The organism is Lysinibacillus sp. NPDC096418 (assembly GCF_044762775.1).
GTDB lineage: Bacteria > Bacillota > Bacilli > Bacillales_A > Planococcaceae > Lysinibacillus.
The window spans coordinates 26020-41979 of record NZ_JBIWEY010000013.1; the positions used below are offsets into that span (position 1 = coordinate 26020).

General features: G+C 37.1%; 16 protein-coding genes. 8 read left to right on the plus strand and 8 right to left on the minus strand.

The window, feature by feature from the left end; translation table 11 throughout:
- Window positions 1-265: 265 nt before the first annotated feature.
- Window positions 266-445 (plus strand): hypothetical protein, encoded by a 180-nt coding sequence (locus ACIQZG_RS11915; protein ID WP_402755402.1) that lies wholly within the window; start codon window positions 266-268, stop codon window positions 443-445.
- A gap of 78 nt (window positions 446-523) precedes the next feature.
- Window positions 524-1354, plus strand: a complete 831-nt coding sequence (locus ACIQZG_RS11920; RefSeq protein WP_402755403.1) for an aldo/keto reductase — start codon at window positions 524-526, stop codon at window positions 1352-1354.
- 61 nt (window positions 1355-1415) lie between these two features.
- Here the strand turns inward: ACIQZG_RS11920 and ACIQZG_RS11925 are convergent, their stop codons facing one another.
- The 3 genes from ACIQZG_RS11925 to ACIQZG_RS11935 form a co-directional block, all read right to left on the minus strand.
- Entirely contained in the window at window positions 1416-3587 is a 2172-nt protein-coding gene (locus ACIQZG_RS11925) for a 5'-nucleotidase C-terminal domain-containing protein (RefSeq protein WP_402755404.1), read from the minus strand.
- Window positions 3588-3790: 203 nt separating this feature from the next.
- Window positions 3791-4633: an RluA family pseudouridine synthase gene (locus ACIQZG_RS11930; protein ID WP_402755405.1), complete on the minus strand. Its 843-nt coding sequence runs from the start codon at window positions 4631-4633 to the stop codon at window positions 3791-3793.
- A 382-nt stretch (window positions 4634-5015) separates the two neighbouring features.
- Entirely contained in the window at window positions 5016-5438 is a 423-nt protein-coding gene (locus ACIQZG_RS11935) for a disulfide oxidoreductase (protein ID WP_402755406.1), read from the minus strand.
- Window positions 5439-5683: 245 nt separating this feature from the next.
- On the opposite strand from ACIQZG_RS11935, the gene ACIQZG_RS11940 reads away from it, so the two are divergent.
- A complete protein-coding gene (locus ACIQZG_RS11940; RefSeq protein ID WP_402755407.1) occupies window positions 5684-6799 on the plus strand; it encodes a GAF domain-containing sensor histidine kinase in 1116 nt (371 codons plus the stop codon).
- Between the two features lie 13 nt (window positions 6800-6812).
- The gene (locus ACIQZG_RS11945; RefSeq protein WP_402755408.1) at window positions 6813-7463 is read left to right on the plus strand and encodes a response regulator; all 651 of its coding nucleotides are present in this window, start codon (window positions 6813-6815) and stop codon (window positions 7461-7463) included.
- A 47-nt stretch (window positions 7464-7510) separates the two neighbouring features.
- Here ACIQZG_RS11945 and ACIQZG_RS11950 read toward each other — a convergent pair whose 3' ends face one another.
- The 4 genes from ACIQZG_RS11950 to ACIQZG_RS11965 form a co-directional block, all read right to left on the minus strand.
- Entirely contained in the window at window positions 7511-8419 is a 909-nt protein-coding gene (locus ACIQZG_RS11950) for a cation diffusion facilitator family transporter (protein ID WP_402755409.1), read from the minus strand.
- Window positions 8420-8501: 82 nt separating this feature from the next.
- On the minus strand, window positions 8502-9815 hold the full coding sequence (locus tag ACIQZG_RS11955; RefSeq protein WP_402755472.1) for a hemolysin family protein: 1314 nt from the start codon (window positions 9813-9815) through the stop codon (window positions 8502-8504).
- Window positions 9816-10238: 423 nt separating this feature from the next.
- Window positions 10239-10655: a hypothetical protein gene (locus ACIQZG_RS11960; protein WP_402755410.1), complete on the minus strand. Its 417-nt coding sequence runs from the start codon at window positions 10653-10655 to the stop codon at window positions 10239-10241.
- A 165-nt stretch (window positions 10656-10820) separates the two neighbouring features.
- The gene (locus ACIQZG_RS11965) at window positions 10821-11024 is read right to left on the minus strand and encodes a YheE family protein (RefSeq protein ID WP_402755473.1); all 204 of its coding nucleotides are present in this window, start codon (window positions 11022-11024) and stop codon (window positions 10821-10823) included.
- A 223-nt stretch (window positions 11025-11247) separates the two neighbouring features.
- Here ACIQZG_RS11965 and ACIQZG_RS11970 point away from each other — a divergent pair, with 223 nt between their 5' ends.
- From ACIQZG_RS11970 to ACIQZG_RS11980, 3 genes are all read left to right on the plus strand, one after another.
- Entirely contained in the window at window positions 11248-12390 is a 1143-nt protein-coding gene (locus tag ACIQZG_RS11970; RefSeq protein WP_402755411.1) for a DUF445 domain-containing protein, read from the plus strand.
- Between the two features lie 16 nt (window positions 12391-12406).
- Entirely contained in the window at window positions 12407-12751 is a 345-nt protein-coding gene (locus ACIQZG_RS11975) for a YlbF family regulator (RefSeq protein WP_402755412.1), read from the plus strand.
- Window positions 12752-12935: 184 nt separating this feature from the next.
- Complete coding sequence (locus ACIQZG_RS11980) at window positions 12936-13598, plus strand: ribonuclease H family protein (RefSeq protein ID WP_402755413.1); 663 nt, start codon at window positions 12936-12938, stop codon at window positions 13596-13598.
- 142 nt (window positions 13599-13740) lie between these two features.
- Here ACIQZG_RS11980 and ACIQZG_RS11985 read toward each other — a convergent pair whose 3' ends face one another.
- Window positions 13741-14118, minus strand: coding sequence for a hypothetical protein (locus ACIQZG_RS11985; protein ID WP_402755414.1), 378 nt, complete (start codon window positions 14116-14118; stop codon window positions 13741-13743).
- Window positions 14119-14318: 200 nt separating this feature from the next.
- On the opposite strand from ACIQZG_RS11985, the gene ACIQZG_RS11990 reads away from it, so the two are divergent.
- The gene (locus ACIQZG_RS11990) at window positions 14319-15824 is read left to right on the plus strand and encodes a coproporphyrinogen III oxidase (RefSeq protein WP_402755415.1); all 1506 of its coding nucleotides are present in this window, start codon (window positions 14319-14321) and stop codon (window positions 15822-15824) included.
- Window positions 15825-15960: the final 136 nt, after the last annotated feature.

Consider the following 15960-nt stretch of genomic DNA (forward strand, 5'->3'; position numbering starts at 1 on the left):
AACATACTTAGTGATTTTCTTGAGGTATTATTTGTCCGCTTTGTAATTGCCTTCGTAACCAGCAGTGAAAATAGCAGATAAGAAAGCAACTGTTACACCAATAATTAATAATAATTTCATGGAAGAACCCTCCTCATGTTTGTAAAGAAATCTCTTTTTAGTATAGCTTATCTCTTGTCAAAATGAAACGACATTAGTAAATAAAATATGTCAGAAATGGTTCGTCCTACAGATTTTCGGGAAAACTATACTAGAGGTGATGATAATGGAGAAGAAAGTTCCGAATATAGAAAACGGTACAATGGCAACAAATTTTGATGAAGTGAAAGAACTTGGTAAACAAATGGAACGGATGCGTGACGGTGTTGAATTGGCAGAAGATAATCGCATTGCAGATCCTATTCAGCTGAATGAAGACGAAAAACCAGATAATAAAAAATGCTAAATTCAGTGATGCTTTATTTCTTTTTTTAAATCCACTTTTTTGTATAATGGTACTAGGAAAAGAAAGGGGCTCAAAAGTATGAATTTACAATCATCGAAAATATTAACAAACGGTTTAGAAATGCCTCGTCTTGGCTTAGGGGTATATAAAATGACGGAGCGAGAAGAAACACTTCAGGCTATCGATAAGGCATTAAAGGTTGGGTATCGTGCGATTGATACGGCTTCTTTATATGGTAACGAAGTAGAAGTTGGAGAAGCCATTCGTTATTCTGGCATTGCGCAAGAAGATATATTCGTGACGACAAAAGTTTGGAATAGTGATCATGGTTATGATGCAACGCTACGAGCTTTTGAAGTGTCATTGAAAAAATTAAACTTGGAATATTTAGATTTGTATTTAACACACTGGGCTGTTCCTGAAACGTTTGAAGAAACCTATCGAGCGATTGAACGCTTGTATGATGAAAAATTAATTCGTGCAACAGGTGTCTCCAATCACCATGAGCATCATTTAGAGAAACTGCTAGCAAAGGCAAATGTAGCACCGATGGTTAATCAGGTAGAAGTGCACCCATACTTACAGCAAGATGCATTAAAGGCTTTTTGTAAGGAACATCAAATTGCTGTCACAGCTTGGTCGCCACTTGGGCGTGGCGGTGTGTTAAATGATCCTGCTATTCTAGAAATCAGTCAAGAAGTAGGGAAGACAGCGGCACAAGTTGTCCTTCGTTGGCATTTACAAAATGATACAATCATTATTCCTAAATCTGTGACGCCTAGTCGCATTGAGGAAAATGCTCAAATTTTTGATTTCGAATTATCACCGGTGCAGATGGATAAATTGCATGCTTTAAATCGTAATCAACGTTTTGGTCAAGATCCTGATAACTTTAAATTTAACTTTTAAGTACGATAATGATAAAAAATCCCGCTCTCAATTAATGAGAAGCGGGATTTTTAGTTGGTCTTTATTTGACTTCTTTTACATAAGGAATGTAATTAGAAAGCATTTTTGCCATATGCGCACGTGTTGCGTTGTTGCTAGGCATGAATTTACCATTTGAACCATTAGCAATGCCAAGATCATTCATTAGAGCGATGGCATTTTTCGTTTCAGCGTTATAAGCTGAGATGTCGCTAAAATCAGCTTTTAAGTCTTTTTTTGCATCATTTTGTAATTCATATGCACGCGCAAACATTAAAGCAAGCTGCGAGCGTGTTACTTTCGCTGTTGGATTAAATTTACCGTTTTGGCCTTTTACGATACCTGCTTCAGCAAGAGCCGTAATTTCTTTTTGAGTAGCCTCTTCTAAACTAGTAATATCAGAGAATGTTACTTTACCCTTAGCTTCAAGTTTTAATGCACGTGCTATGAATGAAGCAGCCTGTGCACGGGATAAGTTAGCATTTGGTGAATAAGTAGTAGCTGAAGTACCTTGTGTTAAATCACGATAATAAAGGTCACGTACATAATCTTCCGTTTCAGAGCCTTTTTTGATATCGGTGAACGGAATTGTGGCAATGATGCGACCTTCCACTTTAGCATCTACATTTTTCAGGGTATTTAAATGCTCGATGAACATTTCAAAATCAATCGTACCAGGTTCACTTACACGCCCATCTGCATAAACTTTCGCTAAAGTATCGTAACCATCGCCACCTTTAGCAGTGAATGTGTTAGTTGCACCTTTGTAGAAAGTACCTTTATCTAGCTCTTTACCATTTAGAGTAATAGATTTCACGCGTTTACCAGCTTCTGCTTTACCGTCAAATTGTACTTGTAAACCAGAGAAATGTAAGAAGCCTCCGAATTCTTTCGGGAAGTCTTTTACACTATGCTCAACCATTTCATAGATTTCAGCACCTGTCATTTTCACGATACCTAGTGCGTTACCGAAAGGCATTACAGTCATTACTTCACCCAAAGTGATGTCACCAGCATCGATACCAGCGCGGATACCGCCACCATTTGAGAAGGCAAATTGTACTTCAGGGTCAATTTTCTTAGCACCAGCTAGCATACCATCTGTAATAACGTTCCCAAGGTTTGTTTCACCAGTACGGACACCCCAAAGGCCACGTTTACCGTCTAATGCAGTTACAGCTGTGTTCCCAGTAGATTGTTGTTTCACTGCTGCAATTTTTTCTGTGTATGGGGCAAGGAGTGCCGCTGCTTCTGCATCAGCTTCTATCGGATTTTTTTCATCATTTAAGGCATGGAGTTGACCAAAGTATTCTACAACAGCGCCGTTATCGCTGAATGTGAGATCTAGCTCCCCTAAGTTTTCACTGTATTGTCCTGTTTGTACGATGATTGTTGGATTTTTGAATGGCGTTTTAGCTTCTACAGCCTTTGTTAATTTAGTATGTGTATGACCTCCTACAATAACATCGATACCTTCTACAGCTGAAGCTAGTAATTGGTCATTATCAAAGTCTTTTGAATCATCAAAGCCTAAGTGTGTAAGTGCAATAATTTTGTTAACACCTTGTTTTTCTAGTTCTGCTACAGCATTTTTTGCAGAATCGATGTATTTAGCAAATTGAACATTTGCTACACTTGAAATAGATGGTGTTTCTTCAGTAGTTAAACCGAATATGCCTACTTTCTCTCCACCGATTTCTTTAATAATACCGTTATAGATTTTGCCGTTTTCAAAGTCTTTTGTAACCGTTTGGAGTTGTAATCCATTAAATAATGAGTCTTTAGAGAAATCAAGGTTACTACCTAATAAGGGGAATTTAGCACCTTTTACAAATTTTGAAAGTGCTGCATGTCCTTCAGGGCTTGACCCTAAATCAAACTCATGATTTCCAAATACCATTGCATCGTAACCCATTAAGTTCATTAACTTCATATCAACTTCTCCGGTAAATTCGTTGAAGTATAGAGTCCCCGAGAATACATCGCCTGCGTCTAAAAGTAGTGAGTTTTCATTTGCTGCACGAAGTTCTTTCACCTTTGTAGCACGCTGTGGAGCAGCCTCTACATGTGCATGTGTGTCATTTGAATGTAGAATTGTTAATTTAAAACCGTCGTTAGTAGTCGTTGTTTCTTGAGCCTGTGCTGATTGGAACCCAGGTACTGCTAGTAAACTTGCAACAAGTGTAGTTGCAGCAATACTTTTAACCCATTTCATCAATGAACTCCTCCTTAATTCGCATTAGATATCTGATAATTCAATGTTATTCTATCACGAAAAAAATAACCCGTCATTACCAATTGAGGAAATATATTAATAATATTATTGTTAAATTCAAGTAAAAAATATAAAGATAATATATTTCTATTTTTAGGTATAAAAAAACCGCTAACTTAGTCCTGTTAGCGGTGGAATTAAGATTATTGTTCAGTGTCTTTTACAATGATGCGTTTATTTAAGAAAGGATGGTCAAATTCCAATTGAATCGCATGCAATTCGTAATCGCCACTTTCTGTTTCACGAGCACCATACATAGTATCTCCAATAATTGGATGCCCAATATGTGCCATGTGTACACGGATTTGATGTGTACGTCCTGTTTCTAAAATAAGGTGAACGACACAAGACTGTTTGTAGCGTGCGACTACTTCGTAATGTGTAATGGCATGCTGTCCAGTATTAGAAACGATACGACGAGTTGCATGATGACGATCTTTCCCGATTGATTCAGAAATCGTACCAGTTGTTGAACGTAAATTGCCTTGCACTTCAGCAGCATACATGCGTATGATTGATTTTTCTTCAATCATACGGTCAAAAATCGATTTTGCAAGTGGATGTTTAGCCACAAGTAGTAATCCTTTAGTACCTTGGTCAAGACGGTGTACATGTTCTGCATAAATACCGCCATTTTCTATAACATGTGCCATCACATGATTCATACAAGTATGTGTATCACGTGCATCATTTGGATGTGTGGACATGCCTTTAGGTTTTGATACGATTAAACAATGGTCATCCTCATATACAATATCAATGGCACAAACTGGAGTTGGTTTATAACTTGAAGCGGGGATAGGGAACGCGAACTTAACGATTGTTCCAGCTGGAAGTGGATCATTCCACTGAATTGGCTCACCTTCAGTAGTTGTAACAGCCTTAGTCATACGAAGCTCGTGTACAAGCTTTTTACCAAGACGCCAGTTGTTACGTAATAATTCTTCAATTGTTAATTTATTTTCGATGATTTCATATTGAAACATAAATATTCCTCCGTAAAAAAAGCCGTACTCCACATGTAGAACACGGCCCTTTAATAGTTATTACTCGATATAAGCAACATCACATTCAAAAAATACCCAATCTATTATAAAAGGGATTCATCACCATATAGTAGGGGATTTGCGTTCCAGCTGGGCGCTTTGCTCTGTAGCGAAAGGCGAATGCCGTAGCTACACTCGCCCAGCCTCCACTCCAAAAGCCTACTACTAACAAGCTCTTTAAAAGAATGTTTACATCTATTGTTAGAATCAGGTCAGTGAAAGCGTGAGATTCCTACGGGAAAGCGAGCGTTGGCGCGGGAAGCAACGACCACTTTATAAAATGGAAATAAGTGTTTTGTGATTTGCTCATTAAAAGTCATTATTATTCGGCCTTTACAGCTTTCATTAAATAGAAGCTTGCACCTATGATTAAAATGAATGCAGTTAGAGCTAAGAATGGGATGGTGATGAAACCAAGCCAGTTAATGTATTGGCCAGTACATGACACCATACCACAAGATGGTGCTGACTCTGATAAGAAGCTAAGCTTTTGAATACCATAATGATAAAGCGATACAGAACCACCCATGATTGCAAATACAGCAGTTGTTAGCGCAATACGTGCATTTTTTTGAATAAAAGCAATAGTCGTCATAATGACGATTGGATACATGAAAATTCGTTGGATCCAACACATTTTACAAGGCTCATAGCCACGGATTTCAGAAAAATAGAGTGATCCTAACGTTGCAACGATAGAGACAATCCAGATGAATAGTAAGCTATTCTCTACTTTTTTAGACACATGCAACTCTCCTTAAGTAATGCATTTACTTGTTCGATTATAGAGGTTTCGAATTTAGAAGTAAATTGATTTAACATAATTCAGCAGATGTGTAATGAGGCGGAAGCAAGCGATCGCAACAATTATATCTAGCAATTTACTGGAATTCATGAAATCAGTCAAAAGTATGAACGGCTTTCGCCATACGAAACAAGCAGGAAGTGATATGATAGAAGCAATAAATGCCGAAGAAGAGGTGCTTTTTTGTGAAAGAAGCAGAACATTCAAATATCAGTATATTGAAAGAAATAGCTGAATTATTAAATGAAGAAACTGAAATTATCTCGATGCTAAAAGAGGCACTTGTGAAATTTTTAAATGGGACAAATTTTGAAACTGGCTGGATTTTTTTTATTGATGAAAAGGGGCGCTCTGAGCTCGTTGTTCATGAAAATTTACCAGAGGCACTTGAACATAGAAGTTGTCATTACTTGCAAAAAGGTGGCTGCTGGTGCGTGTCCCGCTATCGTAACGAGAAGCTTGAAAAGGCCTCTAATATTATTGAATGTCAACGAATTGAAAGCGCGATAGCTGCGAATGTTGGTGATCATGCTGGTATTACGCATCATGCTACTGTGCCACTACAATCGGGGCAAGAACGTTTTGGATTGCTTAATGTAGCATCGAAGGATACTGTTCGCTTTTCAGAAGAGGAGTTGGCATTACTGGAATCTGTGGCTTTTCAAATGGGCTCTGCCATTAAGCGTATCTTACTAACAAAGCAGGAACAAGAAATGGCGCTAGTAAAAGAACGAAATCGTTTAGCGCGTGATTTACATGACTCTGTGAATCAGTTGCTATTTTCTGTTACATTAACGGCTAGAGCTGGTATTGAAATGAGCGAGGATCCTGAAGTAAAAGAAACGTTTAAAGAAATTCAGCATTTAACGCAAGACGCATTAACAGAAATGCGTGCATTAATCTGGCAGCTACGTCCAAAAGGTTTGGAGAACGGCTTGTTAGAAGCGATTAAAGTATATGCGGAAATGTTAGGTTTGAAATTACAGGTTACTGTTTCAGGTGTATTGCAGTTTCCATCACGCATCGAGGAGACGTTGTTTCGTGTAGCGCAGGAGGCACTTAATAATGTTCGGCGTCATGCCGGAGTAACAGATGTGGCACTTTATATTACTGTGACAGCAACAGATATTTTACTTGTGATTCGTGACGAAGGACGTGGCTTTGTTATTGATAAAAACGCCAAGCTTTTGTCAATGGGCCTTCAGTCGATAAAAGATCGGGCAAAATCTGTCGGCGGCACAGCGGATTGGGTTAGTGAAATTGGAAAAGGAACGGAATTATTAATCCGTTTGCCGTATTAAAGGGGGAACTAAAATGATACGTGTATTAATAGCAGACGATCATCATGTGGTCCGTCGGGGATTGTTGTTTTTCTTAAAAACGCAAAAGGATGTTGAGGTAGTTGGTGAGGCAAGGAATGGTTTAGAGGCAATCGAACTTGCGGAAAGCTTACAGCCAGATATAATTTTAATGGATTTAGTAATGCCAGAGATGGATGGAATTCAAGCAACCAGACGTATTAAATCAAAATTTCCACATATCGAAGTTTTAATGCTGACAAGCTTTTCTGATCGAGATCACGTTGTACCAGCGATGGAGGCAGGTGCGGCAGGCTATCAGCTAAAGGATATTGAACCGGATGAGCTTGTATTATCTATTCGCCGAATTATGCGTGGCGAAAATACGATACATCCTGAGGCGACGACGACACTTGAACAAAATCGTCAAGAAGCTGAAAACGCACCGCATAATGTAAATCCGTTAACACCCCGTGAGCAGGACGTGCTAGCAGAACTCACAAAAGGCAAAAGTAATCGTGAAATTGCCGCTTCACTATTTGTCACAGAAAAAACAGTGAAAACACATATATCGAATATTTTTACGAAGCTACAAGTACAGGACCGTACACAAGCTGCTCTCTATGCCGTGAAGCATGGGTTGACAGAGGGAAGCGGTATAGCGTAATAAATCAATAACTTTATAAGTAAACTAAAAAACAAGCCTCTTACCAATTATATGGTAGGAGACTTGTTTTCGTTTTCTGGGGGGCTTTCCTCTATATGTGGCTCGATATGCACAAACACATGACAAAATCGATTTTCTCGCATTACTGTATGTTCAATGACCTCTGTAATGCGGTGGCTTTCAAAGACATTTAAATATGGATTCACGGTGACTGTCACATCGATAAAGTACATATTGCCGTGTGCACGCCCTTTGAAATCGATGAGATTAATGACACCTTCTACATTTCGGATTAAAACAGATAATGTTTCCACTTCATCAATATTAAATGCATCAGTTAAGCTCTGTACCGCTTCCCAAAAAATCTCCACGGCTGTTTTAATAATGATAAAAGCAACGACCATTGCCGTAAGTGTATCGATAATAGGAAAGCCATAAATTGCTCCTAAAATTCCGATGGCTGTTCCGATACTTACGAGCGCATCTGAGCGGTTATCGTAAGCAGCAGCTTTGATGGCAGCACTGCGTATTTTTTTTGCTAGCGCCAAGTTATAGCGATAGACAACATACATAACGGCGGCACTTCCTAGTGCTACATAGGCTGTTAGTAGTGATGGTGTTGTACCAGCTGGTTCCCATAAACTTTTAAGGGAGTTTACAAGCACTTCTAAACCAACGATTAGCATGATGAAAGAGGCAACAAGTGATGCTACAGTTTCCGCACGTAAATGGCCGTACTGATGATTAGAATCAGGTGGCTTTTGCGAAATGCGCAAGCCAATAAGTACAGCAATCGATGCGATAATATCTGTTGTATTGTTGAGCCCATCAGCTTTTAATGCATCTGATGTACCGATATATCCGATTGTAAGCTTTGTTGAGCTTAGAAATAGATATGTACCAATGGACAACCAAGCACCTTTTTCCCCTTGACGTAAATTTGTATAGAGTTCCATTTTGTTTCCCCCTCGCAAAACTTTCGGACATTAGAAAACGACTCCCTTAAATGAAAGGAAGTCGTTTTAGCATGTAATTTATTTAGACTTTTAATTCTTCGTTTGATAAATCAAGTTCAGGTAATTTCAGAACTTCTAAGTATAAAATATGGTGACCGTCTAACTCTTTTACTGTAAATTCATGGCCTTGTTCTTCAATGCTGTCACCTTCAACAGCATCGAAACGTTTTGTCATGAACCAACCGCCAATTGTATCGATATCATCATCTTCTATGTCAGTACCAAGCATATCATTCACATTTTCTAATAGCATTTTCGCATCTAAAATATAATGATTGTCTGCAATCTCTTGTACTTCAGGAATTTCATCATCATCGAACTCATCTTGGATGTCACCGATGATTTCTTCGATAATATCTTCAATTGTTACTAAACCAGATGTTCCACCATACTCGTCCATTAAAATAGCCATATGAATACGTTCACGTTGTATTTTTAGTAATAAATCGTTAATTTGCATTGTTTCCATGACACGAATAATGGGCTGCATATACTCAATTACAGGTTTATCGCCATTTGCTGAGTCTTTAATGTAGGCAGTTAATAAGTGTTTCATGTTCACTAAACCGATAATATGGTCTTTATCGCCATCAATGATTGGGTAGCGTGTATATTGCTCAACACCCATTAAATCGAAAACTTCTTTAATCGTTAGCTCTTTGTCGATACCAACGATTTCAGTACGTGGCACCATGATTCCTTTTGCAAGACGACCAGAAAACTCAAAAATACTGTTTACATATTCATATTCTGAGTTATTAATTTCTCCACCTTTTAAGCTATCCGATAAAATCATACGAAGTTCTTCTTCAGTGTGCGCTACGTCTGATTCTCCCATCATTTTTAAGCCGAACATACCCGTTAGAGCACGGGCAGAGCCGTTTAATAATTTAATGATTGGATACGTAATGTTGTGGAATAAAATTAATAGCCCTGAAAATTTTAATGTTACTATTTCTGCTTTTTGGATGGCTAAAGTTTTTGGCGCCAATTCCCCAATAACGACATGCATAAATGTTACAAGCGAGAATGCAATAATAAATGAAAGTATAGATGAGACACTACCATTCAGATTCAAAAACTCAAACAACGGGTGTAAAATAATTTCAAATGTAGGTTCACCAAGCCAACCAAGACCAAGTGCTGTAATGGTAATACCTAGCTGACATGCAGATAAGTATTCATCTAAATCTGAAACAACCCTTTTTGCATTTTTTGCATTTTTATGACCTTCTGCAAGCAATTGATCAATTCGGGTAGCTCTCACTTTAACGATAGCAAACTCTGTTGCAACAAAAAATCCTGTCATGATAATGAGAAGGGCGAATGCCGCCAACCTTATGGTTATCTCCAATATATCTCCGTCCAAATAATTCCTCTGTTCCCGCCCGAATGAGGGAAGTAAACAAAGTGTACACCTCCTATGATTTAAAAAATTGTTGGATGTTTTAATCATAAATTATTTACAATAAAAACACAAATATTGACAACCTCAAATTTACCGCTAATGTATGGAGAAAATGTAATGAAAAAACTTTTATATCCATACGGCTAACGATTGAAAATAAGAAATCTATATGCTAACTTTATATGGAGCAAGAATAGTTTGTTTAGAGAAAGACGCAAATATATCTCATAATAAAACGACACGTCAAAATCTCAAGAGAGTTTTACTTGTGGATTTTTTTAGATGAATTATTTTCTATATGCAAAGAATAAAGGGTTATCTCAAATTATTTTGAGATAACCCTTTTCTTTTCTACTGATTAAAGCGTAATTTTAAGCAAGCTTTATCTAAATCATGAAGTGTTTCTCTTAATGGAACTTCTTCTGTAAATTTAGAAATAGTTACAGTTGCTTTTTCTGTCAAACCTTGTTGTGTCAAAACATAGTTTTCATTTTTGTAAGTTATGTACAAAATTTTACCTGAACGTTTGCCAATCATTGCGCTTGATGTCGCGTCAAAAAATATTTTTAGTTGGCTACAGTATTCGGTGTAAAAGTCGCTGTTGAACCCAGAATGAGTTTCAAATTCTTTACTAGTTAAAGAACCGGCTTGTTCTACTAAGCTGAAAATTTCATCGGAAAACTTTGAGAAATCTTCTTTCACTTTTGCACGTATTAATGCTTTCGAATTATAACTGTTCAAGTCACTCGAAATTAAGACTTTACCCATTAGAAATTGCCCCCTGCAAAAAAACATTTAATATATGATGGTATTTATTAAATGTATAAGAAAAAGGCAACAATATCAATATAAATACATTTTTATTAAAATATGTGGAAGTGGTTTGTAGTAAAATATGCATATTTACATTATTTTCTTAGTGTTAAAGATAAATTAATCGTAAACATGAAAGAGCATAAGATCGTGAATTAGTTTTTTTACATTTTCTTCATCTGGAGGAATAGTGCCAACCCACTTGATAGAACCATCTTTTTCATATTCGGCAGCGTAGCGTTCACGTTTATAAAAGAAGGAAATTGTCCAGCCAGGTAATTGTGTATTATCAAATAATGGTTTGAAGCTAAAATGTTGAATCATTTGCATACTCCATTCTTGAATGTTTTTGTTTATCATTATTCATGTGGAGCTGTAATTTTGCAACTATTCATTTTATTGGAGGGATTTCTTTCACTGATTTTCACTGCTCTGGTATAATGAGTGCAAGAGGCGGAGTCCATAAATTTTGGATTATAGTAAAACGAGTCAAAATTTAGATGACCATGTACGCCAAGTTGAATTTGATTGAAATGAGAGGGAGCTAATGGACAATTTTCTAGTGACATTACTATTCATGGCTATTATTGGTGCAGCAATCGGAGGTGTAACAAATCACCTCGCGATTAAAATGCTATTTAGACCACATGAAGCAATATATATTAAAAATTGGCGCGTCCCATTTACACCAGGGTTGATTCCGAAGCGTCGCGATGAGCTAGCAAAACAACTTGGTTTGACAGTTGTTAACTACTTATTAACACCAGAAACTTTTAGAAAGAAATTTTTCTCGAAGGATATCCAAGAGAAAGTAGAGCAATTTGCGCAAACAAAAATTGAAGAAACAATTTTTACGAATGATAAAACGATTCAAGATTGGTTGGATTTAGCTGGGCTTTCCAATGTACCGACGACCATTGAGAAAAAAGTGGAGAGTATCGTTGCTGTACAATTTGAATCAATGAAAAATACATTATCGACCAAATCTATTCGCACGCTATTATCAGCCGATATACAAGAAACAGTTGATGCTAAAATTCCAGTAGTAGTTGGCCATATTTTAGAAAAGGGAGAGGACTATTTTCTATCTCCAGAAGGCGAAATGACTATTAAGGCAATGATGGATGAGTTCTTAGCGTCGAAAGGTTCACTTGGCGGCATGATTAATATGTTTTTAGGTGATTCCTCATCACTTGTAGGAAGAGTACAGCGTGAACTTGTGAAGTTTTTACAATCACCAGGTACAACTACTCTATTAACGAAAATTTTTATGCAAGAATGGGATAAATTAAAAGATCGACCTGTAATGGATTTTCTAGAAGATATTCAATTTGAGCCGATTTTAGCTAATTTACAACGCTATGTGAAGGAACAATTGGCAGTGGCAGATCGTCTAAATTATCCAATCACGCATTACTGGCCAGAAGGTAGCATATGGATGAAGGAAAGTATTGTACCTCGAGTAGTAGATAAAGCTTTTATACAAGCTGAAGACAAACTTGAAGATGTACTGAAACGTTTGAATTTACAGGAAGTTGTGCGTGAACAAGTTGATTCGTTCCCTGTATCAAAATTAGAAGAACTTGTACTAGGTATTTCAAAGCGTGAATTTAAAATGATTACAGTACTTGGTGCGGTGCTCGGTGGTTTAATCGGGATTGTGCAAGGCATAATTGTTAATTTAATGTAAAAAGGAGAATGTGTTTATGATTAATATTTATAATGAAATTAACGCGTTAGAAGCGACTTTCCGTAAAACAGTGGAATTTGAGGCATTACAAGAAGCGGTAGCAGTGGTGAAAGCAGATGAAGATGCACTAAAGCTATTCCAAAACTTCCGTAAAGTACAAATGGATTTACAACAAAGACAAATGGCTGGCGAAGAATTACTGGAAGACGAACTAGTATACGCACAAAAAACAGCACAGCTCGCACAGCAAAATGAAAAAATCTTAGTAATGCTAGAAGCAGAAATGAAGTTAAGTTCAGTAATTGAAGAAGTAAACCGTATTTTAGTAAAACCTGTGCAAGCATTGTATGAAGGAATTTAAAATGGGGTAAAGGTACTTTCTAAGTAGTGATATCCACGTAAAACATATTTATAAAAAATAGAAGGTGTCTATAAGCCGAGGAGATGGTTTATTAGACGCCTTTTCTCGATGTGCTTTCATAATATAATACGCATTGGAGAAACTGTTAGTAACATATAGATTTACTGTTGTAGGAGGCTTATTGATGAAGATTCGTATCGAATGGACATACAGAACACCAAAAGGAGCTGAAATTACTTGTCGTTCTGAGGAGATGCCGGCGGCCCAGGGCTTGTTATTTGCTGAAGATATGGAGAAAACTGGACGTGCAAAACACATTACCTTTATAGATAGCTTTAACATTACATGGACAGTCAAAGAAATGAAGGCATATTTAAAAGAAGTGGAAACTGAGCCACATAATATTACCGTCTATTTTGATGGCGGCTTTGACCGTACTACAAGTGAGTCAGGTTTGGGGTGTGCAATTTATTATGAGCAAAGTGGAAAATCGTACAGGTTACGGAAAAATATATTTTCAGCTGAACTTAAATCAAATAATGAGGCCGAATATGCGGCACTTTACATGAGTATTGTAGAACTTGAGTTGTTGAATGTGCATCATTTACCTGTTTGTTTTCTAGGTGATTCACAAGTAGTGATCAATCAGTTGAGTGGAGAATGGCCTGCACTTGAGAAGGACTTGGCTGCTTGGGCAGACAAGATTGACGAGAAGTTAAAAGAACTTGGTATCCAACCTGAATACAAGGTAGTGTCGCGAAAAGAGAATACGGAAGCAGATCGACTGGCAACACAAGCGTTAAATGGTATTGATATTACGGGATTCAAGGAAATAATGAAAGATTAGTGCCATTTGTTAGTTTTCGCTAAGGTTTATGGACTGAAGTGAACGTGGATGTTTGGGTGTTAATTCCTTATTTAATTGGGTAAGACATAGAAGAAGCTGTCCAATTACGCCTTTTTAGGCGTAGTGGGCAGCTTCTTCTATACTATGTTGTTTTATTCGCCATAAATCTTGGATACTTTGAAGCAAATTGTTTGAAACTTCGTTGAAAGAATGTTGATTTAGAAAAACGATGTGCAAGCCTTAGTTCATCAGTGTACTTTAATGAATGATTAAATTGCTGTTTAATAAAGTGCACAGCTTGCTTATAATGTTCGTTGATGGAAATTGCTCCGTACATATCAGGTTTATCAAGTATATAAATAAAATCGCATAATACTTTGTTCGCTTTATATTTCAGCTCAACTGAAATATAGAATGTTTTCTCATCACAACGCTCTAAATTAAAGCTATGATAAGAGACATCTAGGAGATGAAAGAATTCTGGTAAATTTGTAGAATAGCGTTCTTGTAGGAGAACCATAGCAATCATTCCTTTTATTTGAATTATACAGGAGTTATAAAAAATGTCTATAAAATAAACAGTTTTTTCTGACAATTGAAAAGTGGTAATTATCATGCAGGCTTTGCAAATGGTTGAAGTTATTTGTTAAACTATTGAAAGATTCAACGGTAAATGCCCTGATTTATATGAAATACTGATAGAAAAGAGCGAGTAAATAGATGAGAATTATTCAAATAAATCAAAAGTATCCAGAAGATTGGATTCGTGTACTAAATCATATTGCGAACTTATTTTTTGAGGATTCAAAGTTAAAGGTAGATACAACAGAAGCGGATATGAAGGTGTCATTTCAATATCGTGTAGATGCAGATTTTTCTGTACATACCAGTGCCGTACTAGAGATGGATGGTAAAACTTATATGAATGACTATAGCATCCAGTATGACATAGATGTGCCGGAGCGTGAGCAAAAAATCCGTATTAAACGTGCTTTGTCACATGTGTTTTTAAATGTATTGGAGCAGCATACAGGTATGCATCAGCAGTGGGGCATTCTGACAGGGGTGCGTCCGACAAAGCTATATCATAAATTCCGACAGGCTGGTATGAGCGATTCTGAGATTGCAGAAATACTTAAGCGTGATTTCCGATTATCAGAAGAGAAAGTCGCGTTATTAAAAGAGATTGTGGCACGTCAATTAGTAACAATTCCAGATTTAGACGATATCGGCAAGGAAATTAGTGTGTATATTGGTATTCCATTTTGCCCAACAAAATGCGCGTATTGTACGTTCCCGGCTTACGCAATTGGTAGTAACCGCAAGCAAGGACGCGTTGCTACATTTTTAGATGGTTTGCATATTGAGCTACGCGAAATGGGTAAATGGCTGACAGAAAATAATATGAAAATCACTTCGATATATTGGGGTGGAGGGACACCGACTTCTATTGAAGCGGAAGAAATGGATGCATTGTATCAAACGATGTATGAATCATTCCCTAATCCAGAAACGATTCGTGAAGTGACAGTAGAAGCTGGACGTCCTGATACGATTACGCCTGAAAAATTAGAAGTGTTGAAAAAATGGGGCATTGATCGGATTAGTGTAAATCCACAGTCATACACGGATGAAACATTAAAAGCTATTGGTCGTCATCATACGGTACAGGAAACGATTGATAAGTTTTGGCTTGCACGTGAATCGGGCATGAACAATATAAATATGGATTTAATCATTGGTTTACCAAATGAGGGCATTGAGGAATTCCAAAATTCACTGGATGAATCAGCGAAAATGCAACCAGAGTCGTTAACAGTGCATACGTTGTCGTTCAAGCGTGCATCTGAAATGACCCGCAATAAGGATAAATACAAAGTAGCGGATCGTGATACGGTTGCTGAAATGATGCGAATGGCTCAAGTATGGACGAAAGAAAATGATTACGTACCCTATTATTTATATCGCCAAAAGAATATTTTAGGGAACTTAGAAAATGTCGGTTATAGTAAACCTGGTGAGGAAAGTATTTATAACATCGTTATAATGGAAGAAGTACAGACAATTTTAGGTGTGGGATGTGGGGCATCCTCTAAATTTGTTCACCCTGAAACAGGGAAAATTACGCAATTCCACAATCCGAAAGATCCAGCAGCCTATATCCTTACTTTTGAAGAAGCGATAGAGAAGAAAATTGAGTTATTGAATGATTTATATAAGAAATAATATTGTATGAAATGAGTGGTGTATGCTGCTCATTTTTTATAGTTTAAAAGAATAACCACTTCGGAAAATTTCCATCAAGTGATTTAAACTGCCTTTTTGTTAAACGGAAAGCGCTGATAGCTTTTTTGATAGGTAA

Coding starts and splice junctions, on each gene's coding strand:
- ACIQZG_RS11990 (WP_402755415.1), top strand. CDS start 14,319: ATGAGAATTATTCAAATAAATCAAAAGTATCCAGAAGATTGGATTCGT.
- ACIQZG_RS11985 (WP_402755414.1), bottom strand. CDS start 14,118: ATGGTTCTCCTACAAGAACGCTATTCTACAAATTTACCAGAATTCTTT.
- ACIQZG_RS11960 (WP_402755410.1), bottom strand. CDS start 10,655: ATGGGTAAAGTCTTAATTTCGAGTGACTTGAACAGTTATAATTCGAAA.
- ACIQZG_RS11965 (WP_402755473.1), bottom strand. CDS start 11,024: ATGATTCAACATTTTAGCTTCAAACCATTATTTGATAATACACAATTA.
- ACIQZG_RS11915 (WP_402755402.1), top strand. CDS start 266: ATGGAGAAGAAAGTTCCGAATATAGAAAACGGTACAATGGCAACAAAT.
- ACIQZG_RS11970 (WP_402755411.1), top strand. CDS start 11,248: ATGGACAATTTTCTAGTGACATTACTATTCATGGCTATTATTGGTGCA.
- ACIQZG_RS11975 (WP_402755412.1), top strand. CDS start 12,407: ATGATTAATATTTATAATGAAATTAACGCGTTAGAAGCGACTTTCCGT.
- ACIQZG_RS11945 (WP_402755408.1), top strand. CDS start 6,813: ATGATACGTGTATTAATAGCAGACGATCATCATGTGGTCCGTCGGGGA.
- ACIQZG_RS11920 (WP_402755403.1), top strand. CDS start 524: ATGAATTTACAATCATCGAAAATATTAACAAACGGTTTAGAAATGCCT.
- ACIQZG_RS11980 (WP_402755413.1), top strand. CDS start 12,936: ATGAAGATTCGTATCGAATGGACATACAGAACACCAAAAGGAGCTGAA.
- ACIQZG_RS11925 (WP_402755404.1), bottom strand. CDS start 3,587: ATGAAATGGGTTAAAAGTATTGCTGCAACTACACTTGTTGCAAGTTTA.
- ACIQZG_RS11950 (WP_402755409.1), bottom strand. CDS start 8,419: ATGGAACTCTATACAAATTTACGTCAAGGGGAAAAAGGTGCTTGGTTG.
- ACIQZG_RS11930 (WP_402755405.1), bottom strand. CDS start 4,633: ATGTTTCAATATGAAATCATCGAAAATAAATTAACAATTGAAGAATTA.